Source organism: Streptomyces sp. 1331.2, assembly GCF_900199205.1.
In the GTDB taxonomy this organism is placed as follows: domain Bacteria; phylum Actinomycetota; class Actinomycetes; order Streptomycetales; family Streptomycetaceae; genus Kitasatospora.
This window is the reverse complement of the sequence record NZ_OBMJ01000001.1, coordinates 4598505-4610449: the sequence shown is the minus strand read 5'-3', so window position 1 is coordinate 4610449 and position 11945 is coordinate 4598505. Positions and strand designations below refer to the sequence as shown.

Annotated in this window: 13 protein-coding genes; 5 read left to right on the top strand and 8 right to left on the bottom strand. The window is 72.3% G+C overall.

Translation table 11 applies throughout. The features are described 5' to 3' along the window. Window positions 1–219 precede the first annotated feature (219 nt). The gene (locus tag CRP52_RS19770; RefSeq protein ID WP_097237616.1) at window positions 220–717 is read right to left on the bottom strand and encodes a hypothetical protein; all 498 of its coding nucleotides are present in this window, start codon (window positions 715–717) and stop codon (window positions 220–222) included. A 340-nt stretch (window positions 718–1057) separates the two neighbouring features. After that, window positions 1058–2179 carry a hypothetical protein gene (locus CRP52_RS19765; protein WP_097237615.1) on the bottom strand — a complete coding sequence of 374 codons (1122 nt, stop codon included), beginning with the start codon at window positions 2177–2179 and terminating at the stop codon, window positions 1058–1060. Window positions 2180–2363: 184 nt separating this feature from the next. On the opposite strand from CRP52_RS19765, the gene CRP52_RS37695 reads away from it, so the two are divergent. From CRP52_RS37695 to CRP52_RS19755, 3 genes are all read left to right on the top strand, one after another. Further along, window positions 2364–2576, top strand: a complete 213-nt coding sequence (locus tag CRP52_RS37695; RefSeq protein ID WP_143685787.1) for a hypothetical protein — start codon at window positions 2364–2366, stop codon at window positions 2574–2576. Next, window positions 2569–2853: a hypothetical protein gene (locus tag CRP52_RS37690; protein WP_143685786.1), complete on the top strand. Its 285-nt coding sequence runs from the start codon at window positions 2569–2571 to the stop codon at window positions 2851–2853. Before CRP52_RS37695 ends, CRP52_RS37690 begins: the two co-directional genes overlap by 8 nt. Window positions 2854–2994: 141 nt before the next feature. After that, complete coding sequence (locus CRP52_RS19755; RefSeq protein ID WP_097237613.1) at window positions 2995–3675, top strand: class I SAM-dependent methyltransferase; 681 nt, start codon at window positions 2995–2997, stop codon at window positions 3673–3675. Between the two features lie 66 nt (window positions 3676–3741). On the opposite strand, the gene hutI is transcribed toward CRP52_RS19755, so the two are convergent. Genes hutI through hutU form a run of 4 tightly spaced genes read right to left on the bottom strand, consistent with a single transcriptional unit; the run spans window position 3742 to window position 9174 of the window. Continuing rightward, on the bottom strand, window positions 3742–4917 hold the full coding sequence (hutI, locus tag CRP52_RS19750) for an imidazolonepropionase (protein ID WP_097237612.1): 1176 nt from the start codon (window positions 4915–4917) through the stop codon (window positions 3742–3744). Between the two features lie 35 nt (window positions 4918–4952). Continuing rightward, window positions 4953–6314, bottom strand: coding sequence for a formimidoylglutamate deiminase (locus CRP52_RS19745; protein WP_257032674.1), 1362 nt, complete (start codon window positions 6312–6314; stop codon window positions 4953–4955). After that, window positions 6305–7486, bottom strand: coding sequence for an allantoate amidohydrolase (locus CRP52_RS19740; protein WP_097237610.1), 1182 nt, complete (start codon window positions 7484–7486; stop codon window positions 6305–6307). The genes CRP52_RS19745 and CRP52_RS19740 overlap by 10 nt, the downstream gene beginning before the upstream one ends. A gap of 20 nt (window positions 7487–7506) precedes the next feature. Then, a complete protein-coding gene (hutU, locus tag CRP52_RS19735) occupies window positions 7507–9174 on the bottom strand; it encodes a urocanate hydratase (RefSeq protein WP_097237609.1) in 1668 nt (555 codons plus the stop codon). Window positions 9175–9356: 182 nt separating this feature from the next. Between hutU and CRP52_RS19730 the strand changes: the two genes are divergently transcribed. Beyond that, window positions 9357–9929 carry a Uma2 family endonuclease gene (locus CRP52_RS19730; RefSeq protein ID WP_097237608.1) on the top strand — a complete coding sequence of 191 codons (573 nt, stop codon included), beginning with the start codon at window positions 9357–9359 and terminating at the stop codon, window positions 9927–9929. 1 nt (window position 9930) lies between these two features. Here CRP52_RS19730 and CRP52_RS19725 read toward each other — a convergent pair whose 3' ends face one another. Together CRP52_RS19725 and CRP52_RS19720 are read right to left on the bottom strand one after the other, a co-directional pair. Beyond that, entirely contained in the window at window positions 9931–10248 is a 318-nt protein-coding gene (locus CRP52_RS19725) for a hypothetical protein (RefSeq protein WP_097237607.1), read from the bottom strand. Window positions 10249–10369: 121 nt separating this feature from the next. Further along, a complete protein-coding gene (locus CRP52_RS19720) occupies window positions 10370–11239 on the bottom strand; it encodes a MurR/RpiR family transcriptional regulator (protein WP_097237606.1) in 870 nt (289 codons plus the stop codon). 239 nt (window positions 11240–11478) lie between these two features. Between CRP52_RS19720 and CRP52_RS19715 the strand changes: the two genes are divergently transcribed. After that, window positions 11479–11901: a hypothetical protein gene (locus CRP52_RS19715; RefSeq protein WP_097237605.1), complete on the top strand. Its 423-nt coding sequence runs from the start codon at window positions 11479–11481 to the stop codon at window positions 11899–11901. Window positions 11902–11945: the final 44 nt, after the last annotated feature.

Genomic DNA, 11945 nt, shown 5'->3' with positions numbered 1-11945 from the left:
TGCTGATCGAACCCGTGAACCGCGGTATGGGAGACGAGAGTTGGGTCCCTCCGGTTCCTGCGGACCGGCCAGGCACTGTCCGGCCACGACACGCCTTCTCCGTTCGGAGACGAGGTTCCGAACGGTAGAGGTATCTCCTCGGCTCCGGCCCAGGCTCGGGCGCCGGGGAGGCCTTGGCAAGGCGGCACCGAAATGCTGTCGTGGAGACAGCGCGGCTGCTCAGGGCTGGGACAACCGGTCTTCGTAGGCCCGCGAGTTCGGCCCCCAACCGTCCACCTCATTGCCGTTCACGTCCACGGTGGCGTCCATGTATCCCATGGCATAAAGCACCGCCAACGCCACCGCCCGGGCATCGCTCTCGTCGATCTCGTGGACGGAGTAACGCAACGAGTTCTGCACGCGGCCACAGAGGTTGGCGGCGGCGCCGAGAACAGCGAAGCTTGACCTGTGCAGGCCGGAGGCATCGAGGGCACTGCTGCCGCCGCGGGAGATCTCGCACGCGGCGTTGAAGGCTCCGGCGAAATCCGTGGCGGCATACGGGCCGGACTCGCTCATGTACATACGAAGAAAGTGGTTCTTGATGAGCCAGTCCCGCAGGTTGTCCACCTGCAGGACAAGCCGCTCGGCCGCCTCCACCCACCGGATGGTGGATGCGCCGCGCATGAGCAGCCTTCCGAGTTCGGTCAGGTCCTCGGGAATTCGGTCGGCATCGTCCACCGGAGGCAACCTCTCTGCCAGAGCCTCAGGCCTCGGTGTCGCCGAGGAATGGTCGGATCCTGATGGCCGTGCAGGCACAGGTACAGGTACACCGATTGATCACATACGAGTGGCAAGCATGCCACCGGCTGCCTGGTGCCGGCCACCGGTAATGCCTGCGACGGGTGGCTGCAGCAAGCCCTCACAGGCTGATTCGGAGCAAACGTCGCCTGATGCGGCACCAGCGAAGAGCCCCCGCGCCCGCCACCCCGGGGGCGCGGGGGCCGTCTGTCATCCGAAGGCTCAGACCTCCCGGATGCCTGCCCCGCCAGACTGCCTCGTCGGCCTCGCGGGTCGCGGGCTAGAAGAAGCCGACGCGACTGTGCTGTGTGAGGCCATTGACGATCTCGCGCAGCCACGGGCTGCGGATGGCCGGCAGCCGAGCCAGGGTGTGCCGGAATGTTCCCCAGTCGGCCCGGAACAGGTGATGGGGGCGCAGCGCGGGTGGGTCGAAGTCGTCGCGGAGGACGCCGTCGGGTAGGCCGCCCGACGCGGGGACGGGCAGGTCCGGCTCGGGGAAGACCAGCCACAGCCACACCCCGAACGGCAACGGCACGGGGTACGCCGCCGTGCCGGCTGGGGCCCAGACCTCCCCCGTCTGCGGATGGGACGGCACGAGGAGGATGTCGGCGTCCCCGCCGGGAGCCGGCCGCCCCGGTCCGGCCAGGACCGCGCGCCGCGCCGGCGGACCCGCGGGCAGCAGGGCGTCGAGCGCATGTTGGAACACCTCCCCGACCAATCCGTCCGGGACAATCACCGGCCGGCCCTCCGAGGCCACGAGCAGGTGGGCGAGCGCCCGTCCGGCCGCCGCCTCCCACTGCGGGCTCCACGACCACAGATGGTTCGACCAGTGGCCCGCCCTCATCCGCGACCCCCACGTGGCGATCGGCTCGAACGGGGGCGTGCCCTTCCCTTCCGCCATCAGCTCCGCCCAGGAAAGCGGTGCCGCGTCGGCGCCGTCGGCGGGAAGGCGGCGCACGGCGTTCGGGGCGAGCCACATCGCCTGCCAGAGCGAGCAGTCGTCGATCCGGCTCGCCACGGGCAGGGCACACTCCGCACAGGCCACATTGGGGCCGTCGGCCCCGTCAAGGCCGCAGCAGTAGCCGCCTCCGCGATTCTCCGGGATCAGCACGGTCCCGCGGGCGTCGCCGGGCGCGATGACGATCGCGCCCGGCGCGCCGTCGGACAGGGCGTAGACCGGCGCGTAGACACCGCGGGCGGCTGCCTCGTCCGGATGGACCTCCTCCCACGTCCGCCACGGCGGCCCCCAGGGCTCCGAGTCCACGGCGAAGGTGCCCGACTCCATGAGCACTGGGAGCTGGATCCCGTTCCCGTACTTCTGATGAGCGTGGACCGGCAGGGCGACCTGGGACAGCGGAGTGGTCAGCTCAGCGCCGCACCCCGCACAAACGAAAACGAACAAATGTCCTCCGTCTGCGAAACGGAGGCATCATCGCAGCTCGGCAGCGGCCAGCCAATCGGTTTCCAGGACAGCATGAGGCACAGTCACTCGGCACTGTGAGTAACGATGAGGCAGTGCGGTCGGCGTTGGGAAGTTGCCTCAAATTCGCCGGTGGTCGACTCGTGGTGGCAAACAGTGCAGGACCGTGGACGATCTGGTGCCCGGGTTGGAAGGGCTGCTGTTTCCGTCGGTCGCGGGTGTCGCGGTGGTGTCGATCGACGTGGATGTCGAGTCGGTGAACGCGGGCGCAGCCATCAGAGGACTTGTCGGCCTGTCAGCGCTATTGCCTAGGCTGGTCACCCGGATGCGCGGAGATCACGGCCTGCGCTCGCAGAGAGGGGGCCCGCGTCATGGGTGACGGTCTTCGGTGGCTGGTCGACTGCGACGACTGGCGGTACGGCATCGTGTTTGCCCGAGGCATCACGCCACAGGAGCTCGCCCGGCGCCTGGGCGGTGTGCCGGGATCCGACGACGGCCACTTCCTGCACCACGTGCCGGCCGTCGAGTACAAGAACGACGGCACGGTGCTGCGCACGGCCCAGCTGATCGCCGCAGACGGCTGGGATCTGGACCTGCCGCTGTGGGCGGATGCCGCCAAGTGCAGCCCCTGCCACCCCGGCAACGACTCGCACTGACCGGACAGTTGCGGTGGCGCCAGGTTCATTCCGGGGCCACCGCAACCCGGAAGGGTGGAGTTCACCCAAACCCCGGCGCCGACGTACACCGGGCGCGAGTATGACCCGGGTGACAACGACCTCCTCCCTGCTCAAACTGTCGTGCCGGACTTCTGGCACCACTACGGCCGTGCCCGCGCCGAGAGCGACCGGACCGTCCCCGGCACCTTCCACTGGGTCTGGGCCCAGGACAGCGGGCCAGGAGTCGAGGTGCTGGGTGACCTCACCGGCCTCGTCGTGGCCAACCTCGGCGCGGGCGCCGCCCGTCATGCCGCGCACCTTGTCGCCCACCACGCCCCGGCCCGGGTCGATGCCATCGACGCCTCCCCCGCCCAGCACGCGATGGCCTGCGACCTCTACGGCCACCTCGCCCCGCGCCTGCACACGGTGCACGCCGACGCGACCGCGCACCTGGACGCGCATCCGGACGAGTACGACGTGCTCTACTCGGTGTTCGGCAGCCTCGACTTCACCGACCCCCGCCGGCTGCTCCCGGCCGCTGCCCGCGCCCTGCGACCCGGCGGACTGCTGGTCGCCTCCACCTTGGGCCAGTACCTCGGCGGAGCCCCCGCTGAGCCGGACGTCCGGCACGCCGACGTTCCGGCCCGCATTCCGGACGGCACCCCGGCAACGATGCGCCGCTGGGTTCTCCAGGAGACTGTCTGGACGAAGTTGTTGGACGAGGCGGGGTTCACGAAGATCAGTGTCGACCGGCTCCCTCCCGCCGAACCGAGTGAACGCGCTGCCGACACCCTGCTCGTCCGCGCCTACCGTCAGCCCTGACGGCCTAGGAAGCACGTCGCCCCGCCGAGCACTGGCTCAACGGGGCGACGTGAAGTGCTCAGGGACTCAGACCTCCCGGACGCCCGCGCGCCAGACTGCGGCCGTCAGCGGGACGCCCGGGCGGTAGGCCAGGTGAACGTGCGACGGGGCATCCAGCAGCAGCAGGTCGGCCCGCGCGCCCACCGCCACGACCCCCACATCCGTGCGCCGCAGGGCGTGGGCGCCGCCCGCCGTGGCCGCCCACACGGCCTCGTCCGGGGTCATGCCCATCTCCCGCACCGCGACGGCAATACAGAACGCCATCGAACTCGTAAAGCTCGACCCCGGGTTGCAGTCCGTCGAGAGCGCGACCACCGCGCCCGCGTCCAACAGCCTCCGCCCGCTCGGGTACTCGGCCCGCGTCGAGAACTCCGCGCCCGGCAGCAGCGTGGCGACCGTCGCCGAGCCCGCCAGCGCCGCCACGTCCTCGTCCGTCAGGTGGGTGCAGTGGTCCGCCGAGGCAGCCCCCAGCTCCACCGCGAGCTGCACGCCCGGCCCGTACGTGAGCTGGTTGGCGTGCACCCTCGGCGTGAGGCCCTTCTCGATCCCCGCCGTCAAAACAGCCCGCGCCTGGTCGCCGTCGAAGGCGCCCTTCTCGCAGAACACGTCCACCCAACGGGCGTGCGGCGCACAGGCGTCCAGCATCTCGCCGGTCACCAGCTCCACGTACCCCGCCGGGTCCTCCGCGTACTCGGGCGCCACCACGTGCGCCCCCAGGTACGTCGTCTCCGGGGTGTACCCAGCGGCAATCCGCAGCGCCCGCGCCTCGTCCTCCACCGTCAGCCCGTAGCCGGACTTGCACTCGATGGTGGTGGTGCCCTGGCGCAGCGCCTCCCGGACGAACCGGGCCAGGTTGGCGTCCAGTTCCGCATCCGAGGCGGCCCGGGTCGCCGCCACCGTCGTCCGGATCCCGCCCGCCGAGTACGCCTGCCCGGACATCCGGGCATTGAACTCGGCGGTGCGGTCACCGGCGAACACCAGGTGAGCATGGGAGTCGACGAAGCCGGGCAGCAGGGCCCGGCCCTCGGCGTCGAAGCGCTCGTCCGCCGCCGGCGCCTGCGCCGCCGGGCCGACCCAGGCGACGGTGTCGCCGTCGACCACCACGGCCGCGTCGGTCAGCAGGCCGAGCGGCCCGGTCCCCTGTCCGGGGTCGTTGGTGACCAGGCTGCCGATGCCCGTGATCACAGTGGTCCTGGTGCTCAAGTCAACGCCTTCCGAGGGGAGTCGGACAACAACATTCAGCAGCCCAGCGCGCCGATGGAGGACCGCAGCGCCCCCGGCACGTCGGCCACCAGCCGGTGCACGCCGTCCCGGACGACGTGCCGCCCGCCGACCACCACGTGCCGGACGTCCGCCGCCGAGGCCGCGAAGACGGCGATCTCGGCGCCGAGCCGGGGCGGCGGGCCCGCCGTACGGACGGAGTCCAGCGCGATCACCGTGAAGTCGGCGAGCGCCCCGGCCTCGATCCGCCCGGCCTCCGGCCAGCCGAGCGAGGCGTGCCCGTCCTCGGTGCCGGCCCGCAGCAGCGCGTTCGCCGTCCAGTGCCCGCGGGTCTGGGTGCGCAGCCGCTCGTCCAGCTCCAGCGCCCGGGCCTCCTCCCACGGGTCGATCACCGCGTGGCTGTCGCTGCCCAGGGTGATCGGGCTGCCCGCCGAGGCGAGCCTGCGGGCCGGGCCGATGCCGTCCGCGAGGTCCCGTTCGGTGGTGGGGCACATGCAGACGGTGGTGGAGGAGTCGGTGAGGAGCTTGACGTCCTCGTCGGTGAGGTGGGTGGCGTGCACGGCCGAGGTGCGCGGGCCGAGCGCGCCGCGGTCGGCGAGCAGCCGGGTGGGGGTGACGCCGTGCGCGGCGAGGCAAGCGTCGTTCTCGGCGGTCTGCTCGGACAGGTGGACGTGCAGCGGCGCCCGGCGCATCGCCGCCCAGTGCGCGACGGTGCCCAACTGCTCGGCGGGGACGGCCCGGACGGAGTGGATGGCGGCACCGATCCGGGCGTGCTCGCGCGGCTTGAGCGCGTCCGCCCGCTCGGCCCAGGCGTCGGCGTCGCCGTCGCTGAAGCGCAGCTGCGGCTTGGTCGGTTCGGCGCCGAAGCCGGAGGACAGGTAGCAGGTGTCCAGCAGGGTGATCCGGATGCCGGCCCGGGCGGCGGCCTCGATCAGCGCCTCGCCCATCGCGTTCGGGTCGGCGTAGCGGGCGCCGCCGGGCGCGTGGTGCAGGTAGTGGAACTCGCCGACGGCGGTGATCCCGGCCAGCGCCATCTCGGCGTAGACGGCGGTGGCGAGCTCCAGGTAGCTGTCCGGGTCGAGCGCGCCGGCGAACCGGTACATGGTGTCGCGCCAGGTCCAGAAGGTGCCGGAGCCGACCTGGACGTGCCCGCGCAGCGCCCGGTGGAAGGCGTGCGAGTGGGCGTTCGCCTGGCCGGGCACGGCCAGGCCCTCCAGCCGGACGGCCCCGGGCGGGCAGGGCCCGCTGTCCGGGGTGACGGCGGCGATCCGCCCGTCCGGGCCGGTGGTGATCAGCACGTCCGGCTCGACCACCGGCCCGTTGGGGTGCGGCAGCCATGCGTACTGCGCCCAGTACGTCACCGAAGCGGTCAATGACACGCCAGGTCCTCCAGTACGTCGGCGAGGGCGGCGACCCCGGCCAGGCAGTCGGCCTCCTCGGCGTGTTCGGCCGGGGAGTGCGAGACGCCGGTGGGGTTGCGCACGAACAGCATGGCGGTCGGGATCGCGGACGCCAGGATCCCGGCGTCGTGTCCCGCGCCGGTGGGCAGCACCGGGGCGTCCAGCAGCTTGGCGAGCCGGTCGCGCAGCGGGCCGTCGAACTCCACCACCGGGGTGTAGGACTCGCGGGTCAGCTCGACCCGGACGCCGTCGCGTTCGCCGCGCTCGGCGGCGGCCTGCTCGATCTCGGCGACCAGCGCGGTGAGGGTGCGCTCGTCGGCGGCCCGGGAGTCCAGCCAGCCGCGCACCAGCGAGGCGATCGCGTTGGTGCCGTTGGGCTCGACGGCGACCTTGCCGAAGGTCGCCAGCGCGCCCGCCTGCCGCGCCTTCTTGCGGGCGGCGAGCACGGTGTTGGCGTACGTCAGCATCGGGTCGCGGCGGTCCTCGATCCGGGTGGTGCCGGCGTGGTTGGCCTCGCCGTGGAAGTCGAACCGCCAGCGGCCGTGCGGCCAGATCGCGCCGGCCACGCCGACCGGCTGCCCCTCGGCGAGGTAGCGGCCCTGCTCGACGTGGAGTTCGACGAAGGCGCCGATCCTGGCCAGCCGGTCGTCGTCCGCGCCGAGCGCGCTCGGGTCGTAGCCCGCCTTCTCCATCGCGTCGGGCAGCCGGACGCCGCCGGCGTCGCGCAGGTGGTACGCGGCCTCGCGGGAGAGCACGCCGGACGTCAGCCGGGAGCCGATGCAGGCCACGCCGAACCGGGCGCCTTCCTCGTCACCGAAGTTGACGATCGCCAGCGGCCGGGTGAACTCGGCTCCCCGGGCGCGGAGTTCGTCCAGCGCGGCGAAGGAGGAGACCACGCCGAGCGGGCCGTCGAAGGCGCCGCCGTCCGGGACGGAGTCCAGGTGCGAGCCGGTGACGACGGCCCCGCCGGCCTGCGGGTCGCCCAGCCAGGCCCACTGGTTGCCGTTGCGGTCCAGCTCGTACGCCAGACCGCGACTGCGGGCCTGCTGCTCGAACCAGGCGCGGCACTCGGCGTCGGCGGAGTTCCAGGCGAAGCGGCGGTAGCCGCCGGAGGAGGCGGAGCGGCCCACGGGGAGCAGCTCCGCCCACATCTCCTCGAAGGAAGGAGCCGTCACAGCTCACCCATCGGGACGCGGACCCCGCGCTCGGCGGCGACCTCGTCGGCACGGTCGTAGCCGGCGTCCACGTGCCGGATGACGCCCATGCCCGGGTCGTTGGTGAGCACCCGGCGGATCTTCTCCCCGGCCAGCGCGGTGCCGTCGGCGACGGTGACCTGGCCGGCGTGGATCGAGCGGCCGATGCCGACGCCGCCGCCGTGGTGGATGGAGACCCAGGAGGCGCCGGAGGCCACGTTGACCATGGCGTTGAGCAGCGGCCAGTCGGCGATCGCGTCCGAGCCGTCGAGCATCGCCTCGGTCTCCCGGTACGGGGAGGCGACGGAGCCGCAGTCCAGGTGGTCGCGGCCGATGACGATCGGCGCGGACAGCTCGCCGGAGGCGACCATGTCGTTGAAGCGCTCGCCGGCCTTGTCGCGCTCGCCGTAGCCGAGCCAGCAGATCCGCGCGGGCAGGCCCTGGAAGTGCACCTTCTCCTGGGCCATCTTGATCCAGCGGTGCAGCGACTCGTTCTCCGGGAACAGGTCGAGGACGGCCTTGTCGGTCTTGTGGATGTCCTGCGGGTCGCCGGACAGCGCGGCCCAGCGGAACGGGCCCTTGCCCTCGCAGAACAGCGGCCGGATGTAGGCGGGGACGAAGCCGGGGAAGGCGAAGGCGCGGTCGTAGCCGGCCAGCTGGGCCTCGCCGCGGATGGAGTTGCCGTAGTCGAAGACCTCGGCGCCGCGGTCCTGGAAGCCGACCATGGCCTCGACGTGCTTGGCCATCGACTCGCGCGAGCGCTGGGTGAACTCGGCGGGCTTGGCGGCCGCGTAGTCCGCCATGTCGTCGAAGTCGACGCCGATCGGCAGGTAGCTGAGCGGGTCGTGGGCGCTGGTCTGGTCGGTGACGATGTCGATCGGCGCGTCCATCGCGAGCAGCTGCGGGAAGAGCTCGGCGGCGTTGCCGAGCAGACCGATGGAGAGCGGCTGCTTCTTGTCGCGGGCGGCGGTGGCCAGCTCCAGGGCGTGCGAGAGGTTCTTGGCCTCGACGTCCAGGTAGCGGTGCTCGATCCGGCGGGCGATGCGGGACGGGTCGCAGTCGATGCAGATCGCCACGCCGCCGTTCATGGTGACGGCCAGCGGCTGGGCGCCGCCCATCCCGCCGAGGCCGGCGGTGAGGGTGATGGTGCCCTCCAGCGTGCCGTCGAAGCGCTTGTTGGCGACGGCGGCGAAGGTCTCGTAGGTGCCCTGGAGGATGCCCTGGGTGCCGATGTAGATCCAGGAGCCGGCGGTCATCTGGCCGTACATGGTGAGCCCGAGGCTCTCCAGGCGGCGGAACTCCTCCCAGTTGGCCCAGTCGCCGACCAGGTTGGAGTTGGCGATCAGCACGCGCGGCGCCCACTCGTGGGTCTGCATGACGCCGACCGGGCGGCCGGACTGGACCAGCATGGTCTCGTCCTGCTTCAGGCCCTCCAGCGTCTTCACCATGGCGTCGAAGGAGCGCCAGTCCCGCGCGGCCTTGCCGGTGCCGCCGTACACCACCAGCTTCGACGGGTGCTCGGCCACCTCGGGGTCGAGGTTGTTCATCAGCATCCGCAGGGCAGCCTCCTGCTGCCACCCCTGCGCCGTCAGCCCCGTCCCACGCGCCGCGCGCACCTCGCGCGGCCCGCTCGCCTGCTGCACCATAGTCCCGGCCTCTCTGCGGATGGATTCATTCAAGCTCGGTTCGGTTGAATATAACTAAACAACCGGCTTTCGACCAGACCCCGAATCAATCCGATCAGCCACGGCACCGGCCGACTTGGCGCGCTAGCCTGAACCCGGCGAACACCAGCCACTCGGCCCAGCGCCAAGGAGCGGGGGACACGATGACGGCCATCACCGTGCGGCCCGGCAGACTCCGGGATGTGGCGGAGGAGATCGAGCGGCGCACGGGACTACGCGTCCAGATCATCGGGGGAACCCTGGTGATGCCCCCGACACCCCGCGGCAAGCACGCGGGGACCACCAAGCGCCTGTCCCGCCAGCTCGACGCCGGGCTCCCGACGGGTCTCGGCGCCTACGAGGTCTCGTCGATCGCCATGCCCGACAATGCGGAGGACTACGCGACACCCGACCTCGTCGTTCTGCCGCGCGACTGGGAGGACGACGACGAATGGCTGGCGGACCCGCACGATGTCGAGCTGGCCGTGGAGGTCATTTCGACCTCCGAGCGGATCAGCCTCATCGCCGCCAAGACCAGCTGGTACGCGCTCGCAGGCGTACCGGTCCTCCTCGCGGTCGACCCCCGCAAGGGCGCCTGGGCACTCCACACCCACCCCCGCGACGGCGAGTACCAGGGCGTCCTGCACGGCAAGTACGGCGAGCCCGTTCCGCTGCCCTCGCCGCTGCCCGCCGAGCTGGACACCTCCGGTCTTCCGCTCTACGCGCCCCGCGGCTGAGTCACGCCGCCGCGTCGCCGCCGTCCCAGTCGATGCCGATCTCGGCGAGCCAGCGGCGGTCGTCGGCGTCGGGGGTGGGTGGGGCCGGCGGGCGGGGGATGTTCTGGACGGGGCCGAGGCCGTAGCGTTCGGCGGCGGCCCGGCCGTCGGGTTCGATGACGCCGACGTGGACGGCGGACTCGTCGCCCGGATCGAGGACGGTCAGTTCGGGGTCGGGCAGCCGCCGCAGGGTGACGCGGCGTCCGCAGGCGGGGCAGGACCATTCGTCGGCACCCGAGGAGAGGCGGGCGACGAACTTCATCTCGTGGATCACGCGCATGGGCGGCACCCCCTGCCGTAGGGGATGCCCGGGTTCGTGTCGACTACTCCCCCGCCGCCGCTCCAAGCTGCGTCTACTCCACGCTGCGCCTGTTCCAGGCTGCGCCTATTCCAGGCTGTGCCTATTCCAAGAAGAGCCCGCGCGCCGCGGCCGACTGCTCGATCGACTCCAACCGGGCCTCCGCGCCGGGGAGTTCGTCGCACATGGTCTGCAGCAGCACCCGGCCGAGCATCATCGGCGCGCACGCGGTGTCGAAGACCAACCCGGTGCCGACGGCGGCCGGCAGCATCAGGTCGGACAGCTTGGCGACCGGCGCGAAGGCGCTGTCGGCGACGGTCAGCACGGTCAGCCCGCACTCGCGGGCCACCGTCAGTGCGTCCATCAGCTCCCGCGGATAGCGCGGCAGCGCGAAGCAGAGCAGAGCGGTCGCGCCCGCCGCCGCGGCCTGTTCCAGCCGGTCGGCGAGCATGCTGCCGCCCTCGTCCAGCAGCCGGATGTCCGGGTGCACCTTGGCGGCGAAGTACGCGAAGCCGCGCGCCTGCGCCGAGGCGGCCCGCAGGCCGAGGACGGGCAGCGGGCGGGAGGCGGCGAGCAGCCGGGCGGCCCGGATGATCGGCTCCGGGTCGGCGAGGAGTTCGGCGAGGTGGCGCAGGTGCTCGATCTCGGCGAGCACGGCCTGCTGGTGTTCGTTGCGCACCGCGTCGTCCGGGGTCTCCGGCGCGGCGGGTTCTCCGCCGCCGAGTTCGCGCAGCTGCTTGCGCAGCGCCGGGTAGCCGTCGTACCCGAGCGCGACGGCGAAGCGGGTGACGGAGGGCTGGCTGACGCCGGCGAGTTCGGCGACCTCCACGCTGGACAGGAACGGCGCCTCGGTGGCGTGCCGCACCAGCGAGTGCGCGATCCGGCGCTGGGTCGGGGTCAGCCGGTGCCCCTCGAACAGCTGGAGCAGCCGGGCGGAGGGTCCGACGCTGCCGGTCTCGTCGAGGGCGGTCATCAGTACCTCCGGATGCGTGCGGTTCGGACGACGACTGTGCAGCAGCGCGCCGCGCCTGGCAAAGACGTCTCGTACGGCGGAACGCTCCATGAGACGTCCCGGATGTCGGACGGTGGGCCCGCCCCCGGGCCGGCGGGCCCGGCCCGACTCGGGGTAACCCTGATTTCACCCTGAGCCCGCCCGGATTCCCCCCGCGAACGGATGGACCGGGTACCGCGGCCGGGGCCACGCTGTACCCCATGGACACTCGCCAGGACGACCTGCGGCGCGACCTCGACGCCACCCTGCAGGCCCGCAAGGAGCTCGGCAAGGAGTACGAGGACGAGCTGGTCGACTCCTTCATGAAGCGCCTCGACGCCCGTCTGGACGCCCGGGTCGAGCGCTCCGTCGCCCAGCGGCTGGACGGCTACGAGCCGCACCCGTACCGCGAGCGCCACCAGCGCCCCCGCCACCACGGGTGGAGCAAGCGCTCCGGCACCGGGCTCGCCGTGGCCTCGATGGCCTTCGGCATCCCGCTGACCGCGATCGCGTCCGGCCCCGGCAACGGCGGCTTCGCCGGCCTGCTGGTCTGCTGGGCGGGCATCGTCGGGGTCAACTTCGCCGCCGCGTTCGGCGAGCGCAGGTCCCGCGAGGACCGCCGGCCGCGGGGCGACTGGGACTGAGCCCGGCCGCCCCGCGCCCGGGGGCGTGCTCCCGGGGCGACGGG

Excerpts from the sequence above, each read along its gene's own strand:
- hutU (WP_097237609.1), bottom strand. The coding sequence starts at position 9,174 with ATGGTGCAGCAGGCGAGCGGGCCGCGCGAGGTGCGCGCGGCGCGTGGG.
- CRP52_RS19720 (WP_097237606.1), bottom strand. The coding sequence starts at position 11,239 with ATGACCGCCCTCGACGAGACCGGCAGCGTCGGACCCTCCGCCCGGCTG.
- CRP52_RS19740 (WP_097237610.1), bottom strand. The coding sequence starts at position 7,486 with ATGTGGGCGGAGCTGCTCCCCGTGGGCCGCTCCGCCTCCTCCGGCGGC.
- CRP52_RS19730 (WP_097237608.1), top strand. The coding sequence starts at position 9,357 with ATGACGGCCATCACCGTGCGGCCCGGCAGACTCCGGGATGTGGCGGAG.
- CRP52_RS37690 (WP_143685786.1), top strand. The coding sequence starts at position 2,569 with ATGGGTGACGGTCTTCGGTGGCTGGTCGACTGCGACGACTGGCGGTAC.
- CRP52_RS19715 (WP_097237605.1), top strand. The coding sequence starts at position 11,479 with ATGGACACTCGCCAGGACGACCTGCGGCGCGACCTCGACGCCACCCTG.
- CRP52_RS19725 (WP_097237607.1), bottom strand. The coding sequence starts at position 10,248 with ATGCGCGTGATCCACGAGATGAAGTTCGTCGCCCGCCTCTCCTCGGGT.